The 22143-nt window shown below is 68.5% G+C and carries 11 protein-coding genes; 8 read left to right on the top strand and 3 right to left on the bottom strand.

Annotated features, from left to right (window positions below; genetic code table 11):
* The first annotated feature begins 61 nt into the window (after positions 1 to 61).
* From B7767_RS14110 to B7767_RS14080, 6 genes are all read left to right on the top strand, one after another.
* On the top strand, positions 62 to 991 hold the full coding sequence (locus B7767_RS14110; protein ID WP_179167145.1) for a DUF4231 domain-containing protein: 930 nt from the start codon (positions 62 to 64) through the stop codon (positions 989 to 991).
* A gap of 1359 nt (positions 992 to 2350) precedes the next feature.
* Positions 2351 to 2515 (top strand): integrase, encoded by a 165-nt coding sequence (locus B7767_RS14100; protein ID WP_085572488.1) that lies wholly within the window; start codon positions 2351 to 2353, stop codon positions 2513 to 2515.
* 314 nt (positions 2516 to 2829) lie between these two features.
* Positions 2830 to 3240 (top strand): FKBP-type peptidyl-prolyl cis-trans isomerase, encoded by a 411-nt coding sequence (locus B7767_RS14095; protein WP_085572487.1) that lies wholly within the window; start codon positions 2830 to 2832, stop codon positions 3238 to 3240.
* A gap of 558 nt (positions 3241 to 3798) precedes the next feature.
* On the top strand, positions 3799 to 5418 hold the full coding sequence (locus tag B7767_RS14090; RefSeq protein WP_256923433.1) for an endo-1,4-beta-xylanase: 1620 nt from the start codon (positions 3799 to 3801) through the stop codon (positions 5416 to 5418).
* Positions 5419 to 5726: 308 nt separating this feature from the next.
* Positions 5727 to 6104 (top strand): fic family toxin-antitoxin system, toxin component, encoded by a 378-nt coding sequence (locus B7767_RS14085; protein ID WP_085572486.1) that lies wholly within the window; start codon positions 5727 to 5729, stop codon positions 6102 to 6104.
* A 58-nt stretch (positions 6105 to 6162) separates the two neighbouring features.
* Positions 6163 to 7254, top strand: a complete 1092-nt coding sequence (locus B7767_RS14080) for a hypothetical protein (RefSeq protein WP_085572485.1) — start codon at positions 6163 to 6165, stop codon at positions 7252 to 7254.
* Between the two features lie 98 nt (positions 7255 to 7352).
* Here the strand turns inward: B7767_RS14080 and B7767_RS14075 are convergent, their stop codons facing one another.
* Positions 7353 to 16385, bottom strand: coding sequence for a DNRLRE domain-containing protein (locus tag B7767_RS14075; protein ID WP_256923432.1), 9033 nt, complete (start codon positions 16383 to 16385; stop codon positions 7353 to 7355).
* 368 nt (positions 16386 to 16753) lie between these two features.
* Here B7767_RS14075 and B7767_RS47985 point away from each other — a divergent pair, with 368 nt between their 5' ends.
* Together B7767_RS47985 and B7767_RS14065 are read left to right on the top strand one after the other, a co-directional pair.
* Positions 16754 to 17338: a hypothetical protein gene (locus tag B7767_RS47985; RefSeq protein WP_256923431.1), complete on the top strand. Its 585-nt coding sequence runs from the start codon at positions 16754 to 16756 to the stop codon at positions 17336 to 17338.
* 126 nt (positions 17339 to 17464) lie between these two features.
* Positions 17465 to 17866, top strand: coding sequence for a hypothetical protein (locus B7767_RS14065; RefSeq protein ID WP_143652444.1), 402 nt, complete (start codon positions 17465 to 17467; stop codon positions 17864 to 17866).
* 181 nt (positions 17867 to 18047) lie between these two features.
* Here B7767_RS14065 and B7767_RS14060 read toward each other — a convergent pair whose 3' ends face one another.
* Positions 18048 to 18365, bottom strand: a complete 318-nt coding sequence (locus B7767_RS14060) for an alpha-amylase (protein WP_256923430.1) — start codon at positions 18363 to 18365, stop codon at positions 18048 to 18050.
* Positions 18366 to 18799: 434 nt separating this feature from the next.
* On the bottom strand, positions 18800 to 22143 hold a 3344-nt coding region (pulA, locus tag B7767_RS14055; RefSeq protein WP_143652448.1), incomplete at its 5' end, for a pullulanase-type alpha-1,6-glucosidase.

Below are 22143 nucleotides of genomic sequence, written 5' to 3'. Positions count from 1 at the left end.
CGGTGAAGGACGCGTCTCGTGCATCGGTCCAGCCATGCTGCGGCATTCAATGAGAGTTCGCATGACGAACCCCCACTTCCGCATGAATAATCGGCCCATGCAGCCCACTCGTATATCGCCCCTGGTGTCCGACTCCTGGAGCCAGCAGGCCAGTTGGTCGAAGGCCGCAGACCGTCAGAAGCGGCTGATCGGCAGGGCACGGAGCGCGGCCCTCCTGTGTGGTGTCCTAATGGCGGTACTGGGAACGGCGGCGGCGCAGGCCGGCTCCGCGCACCCCCACGCGGCTCAGTGGCTGGCTTTCGGCGCCGCGGTCGCCGCGGGCGCCGTGCCGCTGCTGAACGGTCAGGCGGGACCGCGGCAGATTCAGGACTGGACTCGGCTGCGTTCGGTGAGTGAGGCGTTCAAGGCCGAGATGTACGCGTTCCTTGCTGGAGTAGGCCGTTACCGGACTCCGGACGCGGCGGCCCAGCTGCACAGTGCCGCGGGCGACATCCGGCAAGATGCGGCGGACTTGTTGCATCACCTGGCGGACGTACCGGTCGCCTCCTCCCGTCCCTTGCCAGACGTCCACGACGTCGACTCCTATCTGCAGGTCCGGGTACGTGGTCAGATCGACGGCTACTACCGGGCTCGAGCCGCCGAAATGCGGACCCGACTGCGGGTGGTCCGGTGGGTTCAGCTGGCGCTGGGGGCTCTCGCGGTGCTGTTGGGTGCGGGAAGCGGAGCCTTCCATGCCGAGCAGGCCGCTGCCTGGGTCGCCGTGGTCGCCACCGTCTCGGCCGTCGTCGTCGCCTATTCCACTTCGGCCAAGTACGAGTATCAGGAGCTGGAGTTTCTGCGCACGGCTGATGAGTTGGAACGGATCCTGGCAGATTGGCGGCTGTCCGTGGACCGGACCGAGCAGGCCGAGGACAACTTGATCAGCCGGTGCGAGCAGGTCATCTCGGTGCTCAACGACACTTGGATGGTCAAGTGGACTTCCGACTCGTAGCTGTCAGGGCGGGTGACGCCGGTGGCGGTTCGTACCCCACCCAGACGCTGAAGCGGCTCGAGAGTCCTTCGCTGTGGCAGCGGATCAACCGATGGGTCAACTAGTGGGCGGCCGAAGACAGGACGAAGGAGGCAGCGCGAGGTCGCCAGCGAGGATGCGTGCACTGCAACGGCACAGGCCGAGTCCTGGGCGCAGGAAACTGGTTCGAGAGGTGCCGGTTCTGCCACGGCACCGGGGAGTACTGGTAATCGGTTTCAGGTCCGGCAGCGACCGCCAGCAGGATCTCCAGCACTTCATGCGTATCCATTGAGCAGATCAGACACCGTGAGTCGTGATGGTGCTTCTCGGCTCTTGTCTGTCTGTTCCTATCCTTGAGTCCCCACACGTCGTCAATAAGGCCCCAAGGGACCAGACCGAAGACATGGGGGGCGGTCTCGCCGGCTCGGGAAAGGGGTCTCGAACTCGCCCACAGCGGATTCGCCTTCCAACGCGCAGAGGCTCCGCTCCAAGACCGGAGGCGGAGCCTGCGTGGCCACTCTCGCAGGCCAGACGCCTGAACACCGCCTATCGGCCGGTGACGGAGCTGTCGACGTGCTCGCCCGTGGAGTACTCCCTGATCTTCCGCCGTCGCGGCCACCACTGCTTCGCGTATTCCGCCACCGTTTTCTGTCCCAGCTCGCGGCGGGCCTCCGCGACGGACGGGGCGTGCGCTTCTTCTCGGCGTAGATCTGCGTGAGGCGTTCGATCGCGTCGGTCCTGCGTATCGAAGCCGCCCTCCTCGCTCTGCTTACCCAGCCCGTTACGGAAGCGGATCGTGCAGGGAGGTGGGCACCGGGTCGGCCCGGCACAGCCAAGGTCCTTGAAGAACGACCCCATACCGCGGGCGCGCTGTCGAGCCATGCAGCCAACTTCCGAGCTGGAGCCAGGCACTCGCGCTAAGGTCCCCACCTCCGCGGTCACCAGGTCAGCAGGTCAGCAGGCCGGGACGCCCTCGAGCCTCATGCTGACCGTTTGCTGACCTGGGGAGCCCTATAATGCTTCTGACCTGCACAAACGCCCAGATGCTAGATCTTGGACTTGAACATCGTACGCAGCACTTTGGACTCCTGTAAGACGGCTCCCTGCCTGCTTTCTGCAGGTCAAGGGCGGTCTTCACTGTACACGGGCACGCCTCCCGGTCGAAGACCTTGCAGAACATCGTGCACCGCACCGAGCAGGCTTCCCGCCTGGGCTTCTGTGCGAGGCAGGCTGTGGTGACGCCGCAGACCAGGCGCTTGTCCGGGTAGCCGTCCCGGACAGTTCGGGGACTGATGCCGATCAGATGCCGACTTGCCTGACGGAGCGTCAGGAACAGGAGAGGTGGAGAACGAGCGACTCGGCCACACCCACATCGGCGTCGCAACCGGCGCCTACGCCCACGTCCGGCTCCACCTGCAACGCCAAGCCATCGACACCCTCGGCATCGCCCTCAACCCAACCAACGACGGCCCTGACGACTCGCCCGCCACAGCAGTTGTCCGCTGACGTTGCCGTCACCGTTGTTCAGGGGCCTGCGGGCGGCGGCGCGACTCGGCGCAGTCGACTGAACGGCGCGCGTCGGCCCCGGCCCTCTGTGCCCCTTCCCGCCCGGGCGGCTGCCGTGCGACCCGAGCCGCCGCGTCCCGCCCGAGTGTGCGGGGGCTCGTGCGCCGGCCGTGCGGCGGACCGCCGTACGCGGCCACTGGTCCGGTGCGCTCCGGAAACCGGCATGCGCGTTAGCGTGATCCCCTGCCGCATGGAGTGTCCATGTGCCGGGTCGGCCCGCACGAGGGTCTGCGACGGAGAGTGACGGAGCTGCGATGAGTGAACCGACGAAGCCCGAGGTCGACGTCCCGAAGGGTGCTGCGCCTGTCGAACTGACCGTCCGGGACCTGGTCGTCGGGGACGGGGCCGAGGTGAAGCCGGGCACGGTGGTCAGGGTCCACTACGTCGGGGTGACCTTCGAGACGGGGAAGGAGTTCGACTCCTCCTGGGACCGTGACCAGCCCTTCAAGTTCGCCCTGGGCAGCGGCAGGGTCATCAAGGGCTGGGACCGGGGGTTGCGGGGGATGAAGGTCGGCGGTCGGCGCGAGATCGTCGTTCCCCCGCGTCTCGGCTACGGCAACCAGTCGCCCTCGCCGTTGATCCCGGCGGGCTCGACCCTGGTCTTCGTGGTGGACCTGCTCGACTCGTACTCCGCCGGCACAGGCGGCTGGAGCAACGCCCGCTGACCCGGACCGTTCCAGTCCTGGCGCATCCTGACCAAGGTCCGCATGAACGCCCGCCACACGACCACCCTCCCGCGGGCCCTCCTCGTCCTCGCGGACACCGGGTCCGGAGGCGACCGGCGATCACCCCCGCAGTGATCATGACGCTGACCGGCAGGAGTCCCTCACGCCCGGACCACACCAGCCCCGCGAGCTGCGGAATCAGGATGAAACGATCCCATCGCCGACCGTACCGGCCCACCGCCGACCGTACCGACCGCTCTCCGGCCGTCGTTCCCGAACGGTCCTCGGCCGACGGTCCCTCACTCGCACCTGGAACAATGGCGATCAGTCACAGCGGGGCGGCGCGATCGGTTGCGCACCGTTCTTGCCGCGGCTGGGGAGGGCGGTGTTCGGCGACGGTGTGGCTGAGGGCGGCGATGCCGTCGGAAGACGGGCTGAGAATACGGAGTGCTGCTGTTCATGCGGTTTCGAAGGAGCGCTGCCATCGCGGTTGTGTGTGCCTTGGTCGCTGGTGTCTCGGGGGACCGTGCAGGCACCTCCGCGCCCGCGGGGGGACCTGTGGAGGACCTCCTGAACGGCAGGGACTGGGCTCACTTCGCCGGCGGGAAGCCCACGCACACAGGGGTACGGGTCACACCCCTCGACCGGCGCATCACACGCCAGGACGGTACCGGCGGACAGCCGAACCCACCGGTGAACCTGCGCGGTCCCCACATGGTGTTCCGAGGGGATGTCCGGATCGAAGCCGGCCTGCGGCGCACGGATGACACGGATGCCTACCTGCATCTGTACGGTGAGACGCCGGTCATCTACGACGAATGGCGCTACGAACGGCGCGGCGTGCGCATCGGCGTGGTCGGCGGGAGGCTCCGGATCGACCGCTGGGACGGGGACTCCGACAGACCTGCGATGACCCGGACCTTCGGGAGCGGCCTGGGGCTCGAAGTCCGCCTCGCCGTCGAAGTCCGCGCAAACAGGCTTGTGCTGGAGGCCGACGGCAGGGTCGTGGGAACCGTTCCCGCGCGGGACGTCTTCGGCAGTGGCCGCATCTGGTTCGGCGCGGATGCGGGAGCCCGCGGGAAGGGCTGGACCCTCAGCGATCTCCACGCGCGGTCACTGGGACGGGGCCGGATGTCCGTCGTGGACGCGCCTGGCCTGCGAGTGCCCAGGTCCAGCGATGCGATGCGTGATCTGGCGGCGGTTCTCCCTCGCCCGATCCGTATGGGAACCGCCCTGGCCGCGGGCCCCTTGCTGACTGACAGCGCCTACCGCCGGACGGCGGGTGAGGAGTTCTCCATGCTTACGCCGGAGAACGACTTCAAGCCGCAGTTCGTCCAGCCTCGACGCGGCGTGTTCGCGTTCGCGGAAGGCGATACCTTGGTGGACTTCGCCGAGGCCAACAGGATGAAGGTGCACGCCCACACCCTCGTCTGGTTCGAAGCCCTGCCCGCATGGATGCGCGCCGAGATGACGCACGAGCAACGCAGGCGCGTCATGGTGGAGCACATACGCGCGGTGGCGGGCCACTTCCGGGGGAAGGTGGCGGAATGGGACGTGGTGAACGAGCCCATGTCCGACGAGGATGAGGACTACTCCAACGGCAACCGGGGCGTGCGGCCACAGTTGTGGTTCGAAGCGATGGGTGAGCAGTACATCGACATCGCCTTCCACGCTGCCCGCGAGGCCGACCCGCACGCGGTGCTGTACCTCAACGAGTACGGGGTGGAGGAGGACGGTCCACGCTGGGACGCCCTCTACGAGCTGCTGATCCGGTTGAAGGAGCGGGGCGTTCCGATCGATGGCGTCGGTTTCCAGGACCACGAATACGCCGTCGGCGACCGTACCGACCCCGAGGTCTTCCGACGCAAGGTCCGGGCTTTGGCCGGGCTCGGCCTGAAGGCCCGGGTCTCGGAGGCGGACGTCCTCGTCGACGAGGACGAAGAGGACATCCAGGCCCGCCAGCTGGCGGGAAAACTCGCAGTCTGCGGCGAAGAACCCAACTGCACCTCGTTCTCGACCTGGGGTTTCACCGACAAGTACGGCTCCACGGCTGACCTGCGACACTATCCCCCGAGTCCGGGAAACGCTCTTCCCTGGGACGCGACGTACGAGGTGAAACCCGCCTACTGGGCACTGCGTGACGTCCTGGACGACGCTCGCCGCTCAGGTACTGGATAGGTACGGCGAACACCGCGAACGACCAGTGGGATCGTTTCATCCTGATTCCGCAGCTCGCGGGGCTGGTGTGGTCCGGGAGCGACGGACTCCTGCCGGTCAGCGTCATGATCACTGCGGGGGTCGGAACTCCCCGCCTTGCGGTGCTTCGGTTTCGCCGACTTGTGCGTGTTCGGAAGAGCAATGAGCCCGCGCCATCCTGAAAATTGCAGGTCATAGGCTCTGGCGTGGGCAGTAGCCGGTGGGCTCGGGCTGGTCGAAGCCGAGATCGTCAGCACGTGGTCGTCCGGCACGGGCGAGGTCGGGCGTTGATGAACCCGCACATCGACGTCCCCTGGATCCTGCAGGTCGCCGAGGCCGCCGGGGTGAACGACCCGGCCCCCGACGACTACGGCGTCCCCGTCTCGGCGGTCGCCCGCCACCGGGCCGAACTGTTCGATCAGCCCGTCCACGACGGCCCCTACGCCAAGGCCGCCGCCCTGGTGCACACCCTGGGCCACTGCCGCCGGCTGGAGCGCTCCGACCTGGCCGTCGCCGCCGCCACCGGCGTGATGTACCTCGAGGCCGCCGGGATCACCGTCAGACCCGCCCGCGAGGACGCCCTCGCCCTCAGGGACCTGCTCCTGGGCCCGGCCTGCACCGCAGGGAAGATCGCCGCCCTGCCGCGCGGCCGGCCCACCGCCACCTGACGCGGCTCTCCCCGCGGCGGCACGCTGCCTGCCACTCGGGTGTGGAAGCATGCCATCCATGTCCACCGATCCCATAGACGCGGCCGCTGTGGCACACACGGCCCGCCTCGTTGCCACGGTCCTCGCCCCCCTCGGTGCCGTAGACGCCGACGCTCCGCGCATCCAGTACGGGCCCGGCCACAGGCTGCTCGTCCAGCGCGGGGACGACGAGCTCGCCATGGTCGGGCTCGGCCCGACAGGTCGGGAGCACGGCGCCGAGTTCCGCTTCCCCGCCCCCTGGCCCCGGCCCTTCGGCGATGTCACCGTCTCTCCCACGGGTGACCTCGCCGTGTTCAGCGGCGTGCACGCCGTACGGGCCGTGGACCGGACGGGCAAGGTCCACTGGGAGCTCCCGCACGGGTGCTGGTCCGCCGCCAAGTGCACGGCGGCCCACGCCTCGTTCGAGGAGTACGCGGACGACCCGCAACATCGGCACGCAGACCGCGGTTCCGCCGCGTTCAGCCCGGACGGCAAGCTGGTGTGGGCCCATGTGCGGCACGCACAGGACTGGCCGCACGAGGAGTGGCTGGTCCTTGACGCTGCCGACGGGGCGGTGCTCGGCCGGACCAGGACCTCGACCGTGGGTTCGGCGTCCGCACACTTCCCGCATCCCGACGGCTCGTACATGGGACTGACCGTCGGCGAGGGGCATGAGGACTCCCCTTCCCTGTGGGGGCATTGGGACGGTACGGACCTGAGCTTCGAACGCATCGAAGGGGTGCTGCTGCAGGACGTCAGCCCGTCCGGTGGCCACTTCCTGTGCACGGATCCCGGCCAGTGGGCGCTGTATCTGCACGAGTCCCCCGGCGCGCAGGAGACCGGGCGCCTCAACGCCAGGGATGTCGTGCCACCCGCGCCGGGTGAGGACATGGCGCGCTGGGATCACGAGGGCGCCTACCCCTACGAGGACGGTGCCGTCGTCAGCACCGATGGGCACACCACCGAGCCCCGTCACTGGCTCGTGGACCCGGGCACATTCGCCCTGCGCGGGCGGATCGTCTACTCCCTGCCGGTCCCGGGCAGCCCATTGCCGGCCGGCCCCGGCCTGTGGGCCACCCTCGCCGAGGACCGCACGGCCGTGCACCTGTGGAGTCTGACCGGCGCGAGCTGAGCGCGTCCCGCGACGCGAACGCCCGGCCGGGGAAGCTCCCCGGCCGGGCGTCCTGCTTGCGTGTCCGGCGGCGCCACTGGAGGTGGCGCCGGCGTCTCCTAGCGCCTCAAGCGCCAGAACGTCCGGAAGTCGGTCTTGTCGGACGCTCCACCGAACACCTCACCGTCGAGCTTCATCTTGCTCTGTTCGACGAGTGGGGCGCAGATGTCGGAGCACACGTTCTTCGACGTGCCGCCGTACAGCACCTCGTAGTCCGGGTTCTCCTCGAGCCACCTGAACACCGATTCCTCAGCGTGCTCGTAGGCGGGATTGCCCTTCTTGGTCACACGTCCGGGCACCAGGTTGCCGGGCACGAACGACTGGCCGTCGGAGAGGTTCAGAAGGTCGCCCTTCTGGCCGGAGCTCATGCCCACCTTCTCGACGATGTCCTTGGTGCCCTTCTTCCGGACCCCGATGACCGCGACGGTCACCATGGACTCCTTGAAGAAGTGGAGCTGACCGGCGAGTTCCTGGGCACGCTGCTGCGCCCTGACCGCCTCGTCCTTGTAGCCACAGTTGTGGACCAGGACCGCGGCGGTACCCGACCCCACGTAGTACGTGTGGACGCCCTCGACCGACAGGTTGTAGACCCTGGCCGAGCGGTGGGCGGTGTCGACCGCGCTGATCTGGACCCAGGTACCGGCCGAGGTCTGCAGCCACATACCGGACTTGAGGTCCTTGGCCGGGACCCACGTGCCGAAGTCCGGCAGCCAGTACAGGTGCGCGGCCGTCGAGGTCAGCTTGAGCGCCTTGCCCTTGCCGCCGGAGTCGACGGTCAGGGTGACGAGCTCCTTGGCGCCCTCGTGATCACGCGTCCCGGTGACCTGCCGGGCCCGGGTGTCGCCGGTCTCCGGGTCGGTGGCCACGACCAGGTCGCCGACCTCCAGCTTCTCGATGGCCCGGGTGGTGCCGTCCGCGAGGACGACCTGGGTGCCCGGCAGGAAGCTGTTCACCTTGCAGGCGGGTGCCTGCGGACTGTCCGGCGACTTCGTCGTCGGGGCGTCCACGCCGTCCGCCTTGCGGGCGTCGCTCGCGGCGTTCGCCGCGTCACCGGCGTTGTCCACCGCCTTGCGCGCGTCGTTGGCGGAGTCCACCGCCTCGACACCCTTCTCGACGTAGCGGCCGGCCTTGACGGCGGTGGCCGCGTACCCCGCGAGCGGGATCGCCGAGGTCAACGACAGCGCTGCGTCGGCATAGTTGCCCTCGGCCGCGTACCAGATGCCGTTGGCGACGTCGGCGACCTCACCGACGACGGGGACCAGGCCGACCACGTCGAGCGTGGCATGGCCGATGTCCGAGAGCGACAGACCGAACAGGTGCCCGTCGAGCTCGACGAAGCTGATCGGGTTGCCGCCGGCGAACGCGTACCGATTGCCGGTGAACGGATCGGTGGCCAGGGACATGTCGGCCAGGGCGCCGCTGTACGAGTCCCGGGTGAGGAAGCGGTTCAGCCCCGGGTCGTAGTTGCGGAAGCCCATGTCGTACGTGCCCGAGGCACCGTCCCAGCGCGAGGAGTTGAAGCGGAACGAGTTGTAGTCGCTCTTGCCCGCGGTGCCGCTGCCCGGCTTGTCCGCCCCGGTCATCTGGGACGAGTCGTCCGAACCGTAGGCCGTGTAGCCGTACGTGGAACGGGTCTTGCCGTCCTCCTTCGTGATCGCCTCGACGTCGCCGCGCGGACTCGTGACGTACTGCGAGACCTCCTTGCCGCCGTCGTCCTTGTGCTTGATCTGCGTGGCGCGCTGACCACCGGCTATGTACTGGTAGTCCTTGTCCGCCTTGCCGTCGACCGTCTCGCGCACGAGCGCCTTGTCCATGGCGAGGTAGGTGAACGCCGTGGTCTTGCCCTGGTCGCCCGAGGTGGTCCGGGAGACCGTCCGGTCGAACGGGTCGTAGACGTACGAGGTGGTCACCGCGGTGGCGCCCACGCCCTGCCGGACCTTCGTCTCACGGTCGAAGCCGTCGTAGTAGTGCTTCTCGACGGTCTGACCGCCGGTGCTGACGGTGTCGAGCCGGCCCAGCGGGTCGTAGTTGTAGGTGGACGTGACCCCGCCCGAACTCGCCGACAACAGGCGGTTGCGGTCGTAGCGCTGGGTGGTGGTGACGTTGTCCACCGTCTGCTCGATGATGTTGCTGTTGCGGTCGTAACGGTAGGACTCGGTGGACGCGTCGTCGCCGCTCTTGGTGACCTTGGTGATGCGGTCCTGCGGGTCGTAGTCGAAGGTGTACGTGTTGTTGATGTAGGCCGAGTTGTCATCGGCGTTCATCAGCTTCAGGACGTCCTTGGAGCGGTGCCCGTTGGGCGAGTACTCCAGGTCGTGCTGCGACACCACGGTGCCGTCCGAGGTCTTCTCGAGCGACTGCTCCACCGACCCGTCGGGGTAGTAGCGCATGTCGAGCGTGTTGCCGTTGGGCTTGGTCTGCTTCAGGAGCTGGCCGCGCCCGGTGTAGGTCATCGTGGTGATCTGCTGATCGCCCGCGGTGGGCGAATCGGCGTTGGTCACCTTCTTGACCATGTCGCGCTCGTCGTACTCGATCTTCGTCCAGGTCAGATCGTGCGTGGACGTGACGGGGTTGCCGTTTTCGTCGTAGGTCAGCGAGGTGGTGTTCTTCACCGTGCCGCCCGCGGTCTCCTCCACCTTGGTGATGTGGTTGAGGCCGTCGTACGAGATCTTGTACGTGTCGATCTTCGCGCCCGGCGAGAGGTCACGTACCTCGACCATGTTGCCGTTCGCGTTGTAGCTGTAGGTGAAGTCCTTCTTCTCGTCGTCCGTCTCACCGGAGTTCGAGCGGACCAGCTTCACCGCGTCCGCGAGCACCGTGCCATTGGCGGCGTCGGTCAGCGTGACCTTCTGCGGACCGTCCTCCACGAACGCGTAGGACCCGAGCGAGACCCACGCGCCGGTGTTCGCGGTCTGGTCGACGGTTTTTGTGGTGCTGCCGCCGTCGTGGTCGACCTTGAACCTGGCGTCCGAGGCGGCACCCGTCATTTTCGGGTAGCGGACGAACACCTCGTAGGTGCCGTTCTGCGGGATGTTCAACTGCCAGGACAGCGACGATGTGCCGGTGCCCGCGGGGTGCGAGTACGTGTCGTAGCCGTACTGCTGTTCGGCCTGCGTCCGCGACCAGTTGCCCTGGGTCGCGGTGTTGTTGAAGTCCGAGCTGTCCACCAGGACGACCTGGTTGCCGATCGGCACACCGTCGTCCGAGTGGGCCTTCTTGTTGCCCGACGGGTAGTAGTCCCAGGTCATGGTGCGCTGCTGGGAGCCGCCCGCCGAGGTCAGCGTGTTCTTCGTCTGCTGGCCGAGCTTGTTGTACTCGTAGGCCGTGGTGATGTCCCACGGGTCCTTGGCCGTACGTGTCCAGCCGTTGTCGAAGTACGTGTAATCGGTGACGTTGCGGACCGTCTGGCCCTCCGACGGGGGAGCCGAGACCGACCGCAGGTTGCCGACGGAGTCGTACTCGTAGAACACCGAGTCCGGTGAGGAGTAGAGCACTTCGTCCTTGTCGTAGGGCGAGCGCTCCTCCTTGACCCGGTTCAGCTCGTCGTAGACCGTCTCCGACATGAAGTCCGCGTCGTCGTCACCGGTGGCGACACCGCGTGGGGTGGTGGTCTTCGTACGGTTGCCGACCTGGTCGTACGCGTACTTGGTCGTGCGGTAGGTGAGGGTGCCGGAGGCGTCCTTCCTGACCGGCACCTTGGACTCCACGAGCGCGCCGCGTTCGTCGTACGTCGCGAGCGACTCGTTGCCCTCCGCGTCGGTCTGCGCGATCTGGAGGCCGTCCTTGTCGTAGCGGACCGAGGTGGCCCACCCCAGGGCGTCGACCGTGCGCTTGACCCGGTGGTTCAGGTCGTATTCGTAGCGCGTGGTGTAGTCGTCGGCGTTCGCGGTGGCGTTCTTGCGCGCGTCCACGACCTTGACGACGTTGCCGACGTTGTCGTACTCCACCGTCGCCCTGTTGCCCTCGGCGTCCACCATCTCGATCGGCTGGTAGATCGCGTCGAACGTGGTGGTGGCGGTGTAGTCGCCCTCGGTCGCCGTCAGGTTGCCCTGTGCGCCGGTACCCGAGACGAGGTTGCCGACCTTGTCGTAGACGGAGGTGGACTTGCGCACCGGACCGCCGGGCTCGTCGGACGGCTTGACCGACTCGATCCGCTGGTCCGCCTTGTCGAACACCGCCGTGGTCTCCGTCCCGTTGGGGGCGAAGGCCTTGGTGATGTTGTCGTTGGCGTCATAGACCGGCTCCGGCGTGACGATGAACTCGCCTGCCTTCCGGTCCTTGGGCTCGCGCTTCTCCAGCGGCCTGCCGAACACGTCGTAGGCCTGGGTGACCTCGGCGCCCTGGGCGTTGGTCACCTTGGTGACGTTGCCTCGCACGTCGTAGACGAAGTGCGAGGGGTGACCGGCCGCGTCCGTGATGGTCTTCGGGTAGCCGGCCGGCGCGAACTCGCTGTACTGCGTGGCGTGCCCGTTGGCGTCGGTCTCCTTGACGACCTGGCCCAGCGCGTCGTACTCCGTGCGCGAGGTGTAGTCGCCCTCGGCGGCGGATGCGACGCCCTTGGGGTCGGTGACCGAGGTCAGGTTGCCCTTGGTGTCATAGCCGAACCGGTAGGTGCGGCCCTCCGGGGACTTCTTCTCGAAGAGGTCCGCGATATGGCCGTCGAGCCCGTAGGAGTACGTGAGGGTCTGCGCCGCGGTGCCGTTCTTGTTGGCCTCGGCGTCCTTCATCTCCAGCGGATAGCCGGTGACGGTGTCGTACTTCCACGTGGTGACCGCGCCGTTGGCCTCCTCCAGGCGCGTCACGTTGTTGTCGGTGTCCCAGGCCGTCCTGGTGGTCTCGGACTTCGCGTTGGTCATCCGGGTGGCGCGGCCGTACCCGTCGAGCACGTACTGCGTGTCGTGGTTCTCGGCGTCCGTCACCTTGGTGTTGACGACCGAGCCCGCCGTGCCGTCCGGATCGGTGTACACATAGCCGGTGGTCCCGCCCAGGCGGTCCGTCAGCGTCTGCGTGTTCCAGTGGAACTTCGGGTCATCGCCCTCGCTCGGGTAGTAGTAGTCCAGCGAGGTGGAGTTGCCGCGCGGGTCGGTGACCTTGACCAGCTTGGCGTTCTTGTTGCCCTGCTCCATGTCGTACGTGAAGCGGAACACCTTGGGCTGCGCGCTGCCCGTACCGTCGGTGAGGGTGGTGAGCAGGCCCTTGTCGGAGTACTCGAAGGTGACCTTCCGGCCCGAGATGTCGGTCATCGACTTGACGTGGTCGATGATCTTCGGGCTGTTGGTGTCGGCCTTCGTGTAGTACTCGACCGTGAGCGACTGACGCGCGGCCGGGTCCTCGATGTAGATGAGGAACTTGACCGGCTTGTTGTTCGACTTGCGCTCGGCGTACGTGTACGTCTGCGTGTTGCCGTTCTTGTCGACGATCGACGTCAGGTAGCCGTCGCAGTCGAAGAAGAACTGGGTGCGGTCCGGTCGGGTCAGCGACCAGGCCTTCGGGTCGCCGTCCTTGTCCGGGGTGCAGTCCACGCCGGTGCCCTGCCGCAGCAGGTAGTGCACACCCGCCGGTGCCAGCCACGTCCCGTCCGCCTGCTTGCGGAAGACGTGGGCGGTGCCGTCACCGTCGGGGAGGGTGACCTCGGTCGGTTTCGGGTTGGGGTGGAAGTCCAGCGCGGCGCCCAGGCGCAGCGGCATCGCGGCCTGGGCCGACCAGCCGTGGCCGAGGACCGTGTCGGAGGTGTCCTGGGAGTTGTACGCGAACCGGGCGAAGGTGGTGACGCCGCGGCCCGGGTTGGAGAACGCGTTGTACTGCCAGACGCTGTTGCCCGCGTACAGGTTCGTCATCAGCGACGAACCCGCGCCCGTGTTCTTGCCCGCGTAGGAGTAGAACTTCTCCAGACCGAGCTGGTTGGAGGTCGGGTCCTCCGTGCGGATGTTCTGCGCCAGCGGGGCGATGCCGTCGCTGTCGGACAGCCAGGTGCCGGTCGTGGTGTTCTTCAGGCCCCACTTCAGCACGTAGTCCAGGCGCTTGTTGCCGGAGTCCGAGTTGATCGGGGCCTTCAGCCTGGCCGGCACGGTGACCGAGTCGCCGGGCAGGACCTCGTCCGGCAGCGCCGTCTGAAGCTGGTTGCCGCCGGTGGTGGCGTCGGTGCCGTCCGGGAGCGACCAGGTGTAGGAGAGCGCGTGGTCGCCCGCCGCCCAGATGCCGGTGGTGGTGTTGGTGAGGGTGACGTCGACTGTGTACTCGTCACCCGGGATCATCCGGGACGGCGTGTACGGGGCGTGGTACGTCGCCTCCGTCGACTTCGTCAGGTACGTGACGACCAGCTGCGGGCGCAGCTGGGGTTCCTCGGCCTCTGAGGAGAGGAACAGCGTCCGCTCGCGCGGGCCGGCCGTCGACTCGTCGCGCAGCTTGACCGCCACGCCGTGGTTGCCGGCGGGGTCCGAGATCCAGCTCTGCGCCAGTGAGGTGATGTACCACGATTGCCGTGCAGGGTCGTTGGTGACCGTGCCGACCGTGTCGGAGACGGCGGCGTCCATGTCACCACCGGCCGTCGTCCACGACGTGGTGGGGTCCGCCTTCGTCCAGGACGCGGTCGCCTCGTCGAAGTCACGGGTCAGGGCGTGAGCTTCGTAGATCGCGCCGTTCGAGTCGGTCGTGGTCTGGAAGCCCCACATGTTCAGCTGCGCCTCGAGGACCCGGGCGTTGCTCGGGATCTCGCTGACGGCGGGGAACTTCAGCACGGCACGGGTGTTGCCGTATGTGGCCGAGTTGTTGCCCACCGACAGCCACGGGTGGGCGGTCCCCGCGTCGGTGAGCGTGTCATGACCGGTGGACGGCTCCGCCGAGGCGAGCGTGGTGTCGCTCTGCCCGGACTGCAGCACCACCGTGGTGCGTCCGGCCTTGGGCAGACGCACCAGCTCCGTGGCGGACGGGAGGATCTGCCCGTTCGCGGTCTTCACCGCGACCATGTAGTAGTACGCGTCGCCGAACTCCTCGGCGGAGTCGGCCGGGGTGGGCCGGGCCGAGGTGTCGGTGTACGCGCGCGTGTCCCTGGCGACGGGGGAGACCAGGGTCTGCGAGGACGGCTTGAAGTGCTGGAAGACGCTGCGGTGGACCTGGTACTCGACGATGTCGTCGCCCGGCGAGGTCGACGGGTCGGTGTACGCGGGCCAGCTCAGCTCGGCACCGGTGGAGTGGACGACCTTCGGCGGGTTGACGTCGACGCCCTGGTTGCCCCAGGTGAGGACCAGCTTCGGGTAGTTGGCGGCCTCGCCCTTGTAGGCGTACTCGGCGGCCTCGTAGCGCGGGCCGCCCTTGGGGGCGCTCGCGGACTCGTCGGCGGCCTTCACCACGAAGCCGTGGTTCTCGTGGGTTCCGTCGAGCCACTGCTGGACCGTCTTGGTCACCGGGAAGGCATGCCAGGTGTTGACCTTCTGCGGCTGCTTGGTGACCACACCGCCCTTGGTGAAGCGCACCGCGTCCGCGAGGACGGTCGTGGAGGTCGAGGCGGGGCCGTCACCGAGCACGACCTGGCCGGTGGTGCCGGCCTGGAAGGGGTGCTTGCCCAGCGGCTTCCAGACACCCTCGGTTCCTGCCCGCTGGTCGACCTGGTAGGTCTTGGTGCCGCCGTCGTACGTCACCGTGTAGGGTGCGTCGGCGGCGCGGTCGGAGGCCGGGACGTAGTGCACGTCGACCTGGTACTCGCCGTCCTCGGGGAGGCTCGGCCGCCAGGTGTACGTGTCACCCGCCGTGGTGTCCTTGTTGTACCGGTAGTCCTGCCCGATCGCGTACTGGGTGTACGCGGTGTTCCCCGAGGTGGGCCAGGCGCCCTGGGCGGCTGTGGTACCGGAGTCGCCGTCGTCGACGAGGACCGACGTGCCGGACAGCTCTCCGGTGATGTCCTTGGCGCTGTTCCAGGTCGCGCCCGTCTCGGTCCAGGCCGTGGTGGCCCGGTGCGCCTCCAGCTGGACCTCGGTGGCGCCGGTGGTGTGCGTCTGGTCGTAGTACAGCTTCAGTTCGGCCGAATCCAGCCGCGTGCCGACGGGTATGCCGGACAGCCCGAACCTCAGCAGCGCACGCGACGTGCCGGTGCTGGTGTTGCCGACCGAAAGGCGCCAGAGGTCCGCATAGTTGGCGCTGGGGTCGTCCGAGGAGATCATCGCGTCCGCGGACTGCGTCGGAGTCGGCGCGATCGTGACGGTCGGGTCGACCGTCACCGGGTACTGGCGCTCCGGCGCCGCCAGCCACTCGGCGTCCGGCTTCAGGCTGATGCCGTACGAGCCCTCCTTGCCGGACAGCACCTGGCGGACGGCGTCGGTGCCGGTGGTGCCGTACGCGGAGCCGGCGTCCTTCTTCGCGTCCGTCATGAACGGCGCGGGGATCACCAGCGCGGGAACGCCGACGGGGGAGTTCTCGCCGTACAGCGAGATGGTGCCGTTCTTCTCCGACTTCGCGGTCAGGCCGCCCGTGGTGAGCGTGAACTCGAAGGAGGGGGTGCCCTTCGGACGCTCGTTGAGGACGATGTCCTCCTTCACGCTGCCGTTGCCGACCGTGTAGGAGAGATCGATCCCCTGGCCCAGGGCGTCCTGGTAGGTGACCTTGTTGCCGTCGACCGCCGGGGTCAGCTTCGCGGCACCCGCGTCCTTGAGGCCGATGGCGACCCAGTGGCCCTCGTCGAGCTCGAAACGGACCAGCTCACCGGGGCGTGAGCCGAAGTAGGTGCGGGCGAGGTTGGTGGTGTTCGCCTTCTCGAAGCCCTTGCGGTCGGTGCCGGTGACCGCGGTGTCGATCGGCTTCCACTCGGAGTCCTCGCCCTTGCCCGTCTCGTAGGCGGTGGGCATGGCCGATACCTCGGACTGAACCCGCCCGTCCGACATGCGCCAGTGACGGGAGTACGGCGTCCGCCGGCTCGTCAGCTCCTTGACGCGCTTGGTCTTTGGCGTCTCCTTCGCCTTGGCGAGCTTGTCATTGGCCGGGACATCGGTGTCGGGGAGCTCTGGCGGATCAGCAGGTTCGGTGTCCCCGTCGGCGAAGAGACCGCGGAGGCTGTCGGCGAGTCGTCCCGTGTCGGGTGGTGCCGCGAACGCCGGTGTCATCGGTGCGACGGTCGCGAGGACCGCCAGCGCCGCACTTGAGGCCAAGAGCCTTACGGCCCGTGGTCTGTGCATCGGTTTCCCTTCGAAGGAACCAAGGACCATCTGCCGGATGGCAGTTGGCAGCCGAGATTCCTAACAAAGAACACCCTGTCCATGTCAAGCACACAGACGATCTACGCAACTCGCTTAAAAGCCATGGAAGTTGCCGTCTGAACTGCTGCTTTCCCTCTTCTTCACGGGATCTTCCCGCGCGTGACGCGTCGAGATCAGGCCAGCCCTGACCGGGGTCAGGATCGGTTGACAGGGGCCTCCCCACCCCTTTTGGATCGGGCGGGGCCCGTCCGGGCCTGCGGCCGAGGGGAGTTTGGATGAGCAGCGAGACGCGCGAGGCGGGGCCCTCCACGTCCACCGTCGAGCACGCGGGGGCGGACGCGGACGCTCCCGGAACGACCGGGACGGCCGGCGCCGGGGCCGGGAGCGACGGAGAGGGCGGGACTCCCCCGGTCGACACCGAGGGCGGCGGACACAAGACCCACTCCAACCGTCCCGTGCTGATCGCGGCCGTCGGCTTCCTCGTACTCTGTCTCGGCGTCGCGCTGTTCGGTATGGTGCGTGGCGGCGACGAGGGCAAGGCCGAGCCCGAGGTCCCCACCGCGCCGGTGACGTACGAGGTGACCGGCGAGGGGACCGTCGACCTCAGCTACCAGGGCGTGAGCGAGCAGGGCACGGCGGAGACCGTCTCCCGCGCCCGACTGCCCTGGAAGAAGACGGTCGAGGTGCCTCTCGGTCAGAACCCTGTCATCAGCATCACTCTGGGCGAGCAGGGCGGTCAGGTCCGCTGCGCGGTCGCCGTGCGCGGGCGGCACATGCAGAGCGCCACGGCCAGCGGTGGGTTCGGCCGGGCGACCTGCTCGGCGCCCCTGCCCGCGCCGGAACCCGAGGCGTCCGACTGACCTCTTGCCACTCTTGCAGGCATATACGCAGGTCAAAGCGTCATCGAGCGAAGTAGGCGCCGTCCCGGCCGGGTGTGTTCGGTTTTCTCCGCTGCTGAAGCAGGGTCGGGGACCGGAAACGGAGCCGTGAGCCACCGCGCCGGTCCCCGACCCCAGGTGGAGGGCTCGCTGGAGGCGCCGGCCACCCGTTCCGGCGGCCTGTCGAGCACCGTCGACGTGTCGTGGACCTTCCCCTCGGCCCGCGCCGCCCAGTACACCCGGCCGGCCCTGCTGACGCCGGGCTTCAGCCCCGAACTCGCCCCGGACGACGCCGCACTCGGCGGCAAGGCGTTCAGGATCCCCTTCGCGGCGGACCACCAGTCGGGGTCGACCGGCGACGGGAGGATCAGGAAGCCCTCGGCCGAGGTCTCCCAGACGACGGCACGACCTGGCGCTCCGCCCGGGTGCCCCCGCCAGCAAGGGCTGGACTGCCCTGGCACGGCACCTGAAGGGCCCCGGCTTCGTGTCCCTGCGCACCACCACCGGTGACTCGACGGGCAACAGCATCACGCAGAGCGTCATCCACGGCTCCCGCCTCAAGTGAGCGGGCGTCCGGTCCGGCGGGTCCTGAACACCTGCCGGACCGGGCATGCCGTCGTCACCACTCGGCGAAGACGAGCGCTCCCGGCAGGCCGGGAGCGCTCGTCCGTTCCGCCGTGCGGCGGTGCGGTCAGGAACCGTCGGCGTGGTCGCACAGGACGATGCCCTCGACCGTGTTCCCCTCGGTTCCGTAGCCCGGGAAGGTGAACCAGTTTCGCGGGGCCACCTCCTGGCAGGGGACGTCCGTTCCGTCGCCGTACAGGACCTTCACCCTGTGGGCGGTGGAGCAGTCGTTGGTCACGAACGTGTAGCGCCACCCCGGGCTGTACGTCAGGCACGCGGGCACGGAGGCCTCGTCCCCCGCGCTCTCCTGGGACCCGGCGTGGGCCACCGTGGCGGGCGCGGCCACGGCCAGAGCCACCGCACACGCCATGAAAGTCGAACGCACGAACCGCTTCATCAGAGTGCTCCCCTTCACTTACTGAACGGACACCCTCAGAGTACGGAGGCCCGGTGGGAGCATGAAAAACATTGCGGCAAGTTCCAGAAACTTACGGTGTCTGTTTCAATGACCCCGCGGGACGCAGTTTCTTACGAACGAGCAGCTCAGCACACCGAGTTGACTTCACGCCGCAGGATGACAGGACACAGCCGGACGGATGAACCCGCGAACGCGGTGAGGTTACTGCCGGATGAAGCGGCATGACTTACTCCTGCCACCAGGCCGCGCTGCCGTCGACAAACGAACACATGACCATGCTCAGTGAGGCGGTCGCGACAAGACCGAAAGCCATCGCCCCTCCCCGTTCCGAGTGCCGGCCCCCGAACACGGAAGTGCCCGTACCGGGCTGCCGGTACGGGCACTTCGTGGGCGGTTTCCTGTCAGCGCGTGAAGACCGCCACGGTACGGCCCGGCACCTCGAAGGTGCCGGTGCTCTTCGTGTAGGTGGCCGTCCTGACCACACGGTCCCCTCCGGCGGCCTGCACCGGGTGCAGCCGGTAGGCGCCTGCGCCCGGCTCCGTCAGCCGCTGGGACTGCCGGTCGGGCGTGGCGTTGAAGACGACGACCAGGTCACCGAGGGTCATGGTGATCACGCCGGGCGTCTCGTCCTTCCCGGAGAGCGGGAAGGAGAGCGCCGACTGCACCTGGGCGGCCGTGTCGAGGGAGAAGGCCTTCTCCGTGGTACGGATGCTCAGCAGGTCCCGGTAGGCGGCCGAGGCGCCCTCGATCTGCGGGCAGCCGACCTTCACCGTGCCCAGCAGGGGCCTGGCGTAGGGCCACTTGGCCTCGTTGTCGGCGGCCGGCGGCAGGCCCCGGCCGAAGCCGTTGCCGTCCGCGCAGTTCCAGTGGATGGCGTTGAACCAGTCGCCGCTCTCGAAGGAGTTGCGGTCCAGGGATTTCGAACGCAGCAGGTCGGTGCCCGCCTGGGAGAGCGCCGGGCCCTGCGAGAGGGCGGCCGTCGCCATCGCCAACACCTGCATACGGGCCCGGTCGGCTGCGGACGTGCCGGCGGGGAGCTTGTAGGCGAGCGCGTCGAACAAGGTCTCGTTGTCGTGCGCGTCGGCGTAGGCGAGGGCGTCGCCGGGCGCGGCCGCGTATCCGGCGGGGGCGCCGTTGTAGTCGACCTGGGAGCCGGTGACCTCCTTGCCGCTGGTGTCGGTGAAGGTGTAGTCGGCGAGGTTGCCGCTCAGGCCCACCTTGATCAGGTCCTGGTAGTGCAGCAGGCGGGCCTTCTGCTCGGCCTCGGTGCCGTTGTCCGTCGAGGAGTTGGGGTCGGTGTAGAGGCCGGAGGCGAAGCCCTGCACGCCGGGGTCGGCGTCGAAGGGGCCGCCGCCGCGCACGGCGTCGCGGGCCCGGTCGGAGAAGGTGGCGATGCCGGTGCCGGCCATGTTCTTCTGCGTGGCCTGCTCGAAGCGGGCGTCGTCGGCGATCTCGCCGAAGTTCCAGCCCTCGCCGTACAGGATGATCTTCTTGCCGTCGACGCCGTCCTTCTCCGGGGTGAGGGCGTCGAGGGCCTCGCGCACGGCGAGGATGTTGGCCTTCGGGTGGTGGCCCATGAGGTCGAAGCGGAACCCGTCGACCTTGTACTCCTTGGCCCAGGTGACGACCGAGTCGACGACGAGCTTGCCCATCATGGCGTTCTCGGTGGCCGTGTTGGCGCAGCAGGTCGAGGTGGCGACGGAGCCGTCGGCGAGGAGCCGGTGGTAGTAGCCGGGCACCACCTTGTCCAGGACGGAGGTGCCGGCCTGGCCGCTCGCGACGGTGTGGTTGTAGACCACGTCCATCACGACCCGCAGGCCGTCCTCGTTGAGCGCCTTGACCATCTTCCGGAACTCGACCGTGCGCCGCGTCCCGTCCGGGTCGGTGGCGTAGGAGCCCTCGGGGACGGTGAAGTGGTACGGGTCGTAGCCCCAGTTGTAGGCGTCCTTGGCGGCGGCCTTCGCCACGCACTCCTGCTGCTTGCCGGAGTCGGCCGGGTAGGAGGCCAGGTCGCATCCGGGGACGGTCCGGTCGGCGGCCTTCTCCGGAACGGTCGAGAAGTCGAAGACCGGGAGCAGGTGCACGTACGAGGTGCCCGCCTCGGCCAGAGCACGCAGGTGCCTGCTGCCCGCCGAGTTCTTCTCGGTGAAGGCGGTGTACGTGCCCCGCTCAGCCGCCGGGACGGTCGAGTCCTCCACGGAGTGGTCACGTACGTGCAGTTCCTGGATCTGCGCGTCCTTGAGCGGAACGGCCGGGGGTTTGTCCAGCCCGGACCATCCCGCGGGCGCCAGGGACCTGTCCTTCAGATCGACGACGAGACTGTGTGCGGAGTCGGCCGTCAGTGCCACGGAGTAGGGGTCGGTGACCTTGTTGGTGACGGTCCTGCGGACCGTCGGGGCCCACACCGTGACGGCGTACCGGTACGGCTTGCCCTTCCAGCCGCGGGATCCGGTCACCGACCAGACACCCGTGCCGCCGTCCCGGCGCATGGGTACGCGCCGGCCGTCCAGCTCGAGGGACACGCTCTTGGCGGTCGGGGCCCAGACGGACAGGGTGGGCCTGCCCCGATGGTCGAAGACGGGCCCGAGGCGGGCCTTGCGCGCCGCGCCGTAGAGGTCGTCCAGCACGCCGGGGATCTGGACACCCGTCGCCGCGAGCAGCGCGCCGTTGGCGGCCCGCTGCGTGGCGATGAGCTGGCCGCGCAGCGCCTCCCGCACCCGGTCCCGGTCACGCGGGTCGACGGACCAGGCGGTGCCGTCCTTCAAGTGCCGGAACTTCGCCTTCTGGGCGTCGCTGAGGGTTGTCGGCACCAGACGCAGCCAGTGCCCCTCGTGGGAGAGGGCGCCGTCCTTGACGGTGATGTCGCCCTTGGGGGCGTACACGAGCTGCTGGCTGGTGGCGTCGGTGGCCTTGACGTTCCACACCACCGTGTCCGCGTCGATCCACTGGGCCTTCGAGGCGCCGAGGTCGAGGTCGGGGGCGGAGCCCACGGTCGGCAGCAGGTAGCCGGCGGTGCCGCCGAGGAGCCAGACGTCCTTCCCGTGGGTGGCGAAGTCCAGGGACCGGTCGCTGGCGATGTCCTTCTCGTCGTCCTTGTGGACGATGTAGCTGAGGGAGGTGGCGCCGTCGGCGAGGGGCACTTCGAAGGTCACGCCGAAGCTGTCCCTGCCGACCGGCCGCAGCGGCTTGGACCAGTCGGTCGGGTTGGCCGCGCCGGTCCAGGTGTGCAGGCCCCAGCCGTCGTAGTCGCCGTCGGCGCGGTGGTAGTGCAGGACGGCCTTCTTCTGGTCCTGCGGCGGATAGGCACCCTCGGGTGCGGTCACCGCCTGCCCGTCCTTCCCCTGCTCGATCCAGACCTCGCCGGTCTCCGCCGTCTCGAGGGTGCGCCGCGGGCCGTCCGCGATGCCCTCCTTCTCGACGGTGTAGGTCACGTCGCCGGCACCGTCGTCCAGTTTCACCCAGGCGAAGGCTCCGTAGGCGTCACGGCCGGTGAAGTCCGCGGTTCCGGCGGACGACTTGAGCTGCCAGCCGTCGTAGTCGCCGTCCGTCCGCCGGTAGTGCACCACGGCGTAGGGACGGTCCACCGCGCTCGGTTTCTCGGGGGTGGGGGGCTGTCCGGTGGTGGTGGCGGCGGTGTCGCTCGCGGTGCGTCCCGCACGGTCGACCACGACGGCCTTGTAGCGCAGCGGCGTCCCGGCACGCACCGTGTCCGGCAGGTGCTGGGTCACCCTGTACGGGGCGTGGT

This window comes from Streptomyces sp. 13-12-16 (genome assembly GCF_002114215.1).
Lineage (GTDB): Bacteria > Actinomycetota > Actinomycetes > Streptomycetales > Streptomycetaceae > Streptomyces.
Note: the sequence above shows the minus strand (reverse complement) of the source record. Positions and strands in the feature narration are given on the sequence as shown.

What these genes read in the sequence shown, in the direction of transcription:
- B7767_RS14110 (WP_179167145.1), top strand. Translation starts at nt 62, where the DNA reads ATGACGAACCCCCACTTCCGCATGAATAATCGGCCCATGCAGCCCACT.
- B7767_RS47985 (WP_256923431.1), top strand. Translation starts at nt 16,754, where the DNA reads ATGAGCAGCGAGACGCGCGAGGCGGGGCCCTCCACGTCCACCGTCGAG.
- B7767_RS14080 (WP_085572485.1), top strand. Translation starts at nt 6,163, where the DNA reads ATGTCCACCGATCCCATAGACGCGGCCGCTGTGGCACACACGGCCCGC.
- B7767_RS14075 (WP_256923432.1), bottom strand. Translation starts at nt 16,385, where the DNA reads ATGACACCGGCGTTCGCGGCACCACCCGACACGGGACGACTCGCCGAC.
- B7767_RS14085 (WP_085572486.1), top strand. Translation starts at nt 5,727, where the DNA reads ATGAACCCGCACATCGACGTCCCCTGGATCCTGCAGGTCGCCGAGGCC.
- B7767_RS14095 (WP_085572487.1), top strand. Translation starts at nt 2,830, where the DNA reads ATGAGTGAACCGACGAAGCCCGAGGTCGACGTCCCGAAGGGTGCTGCG.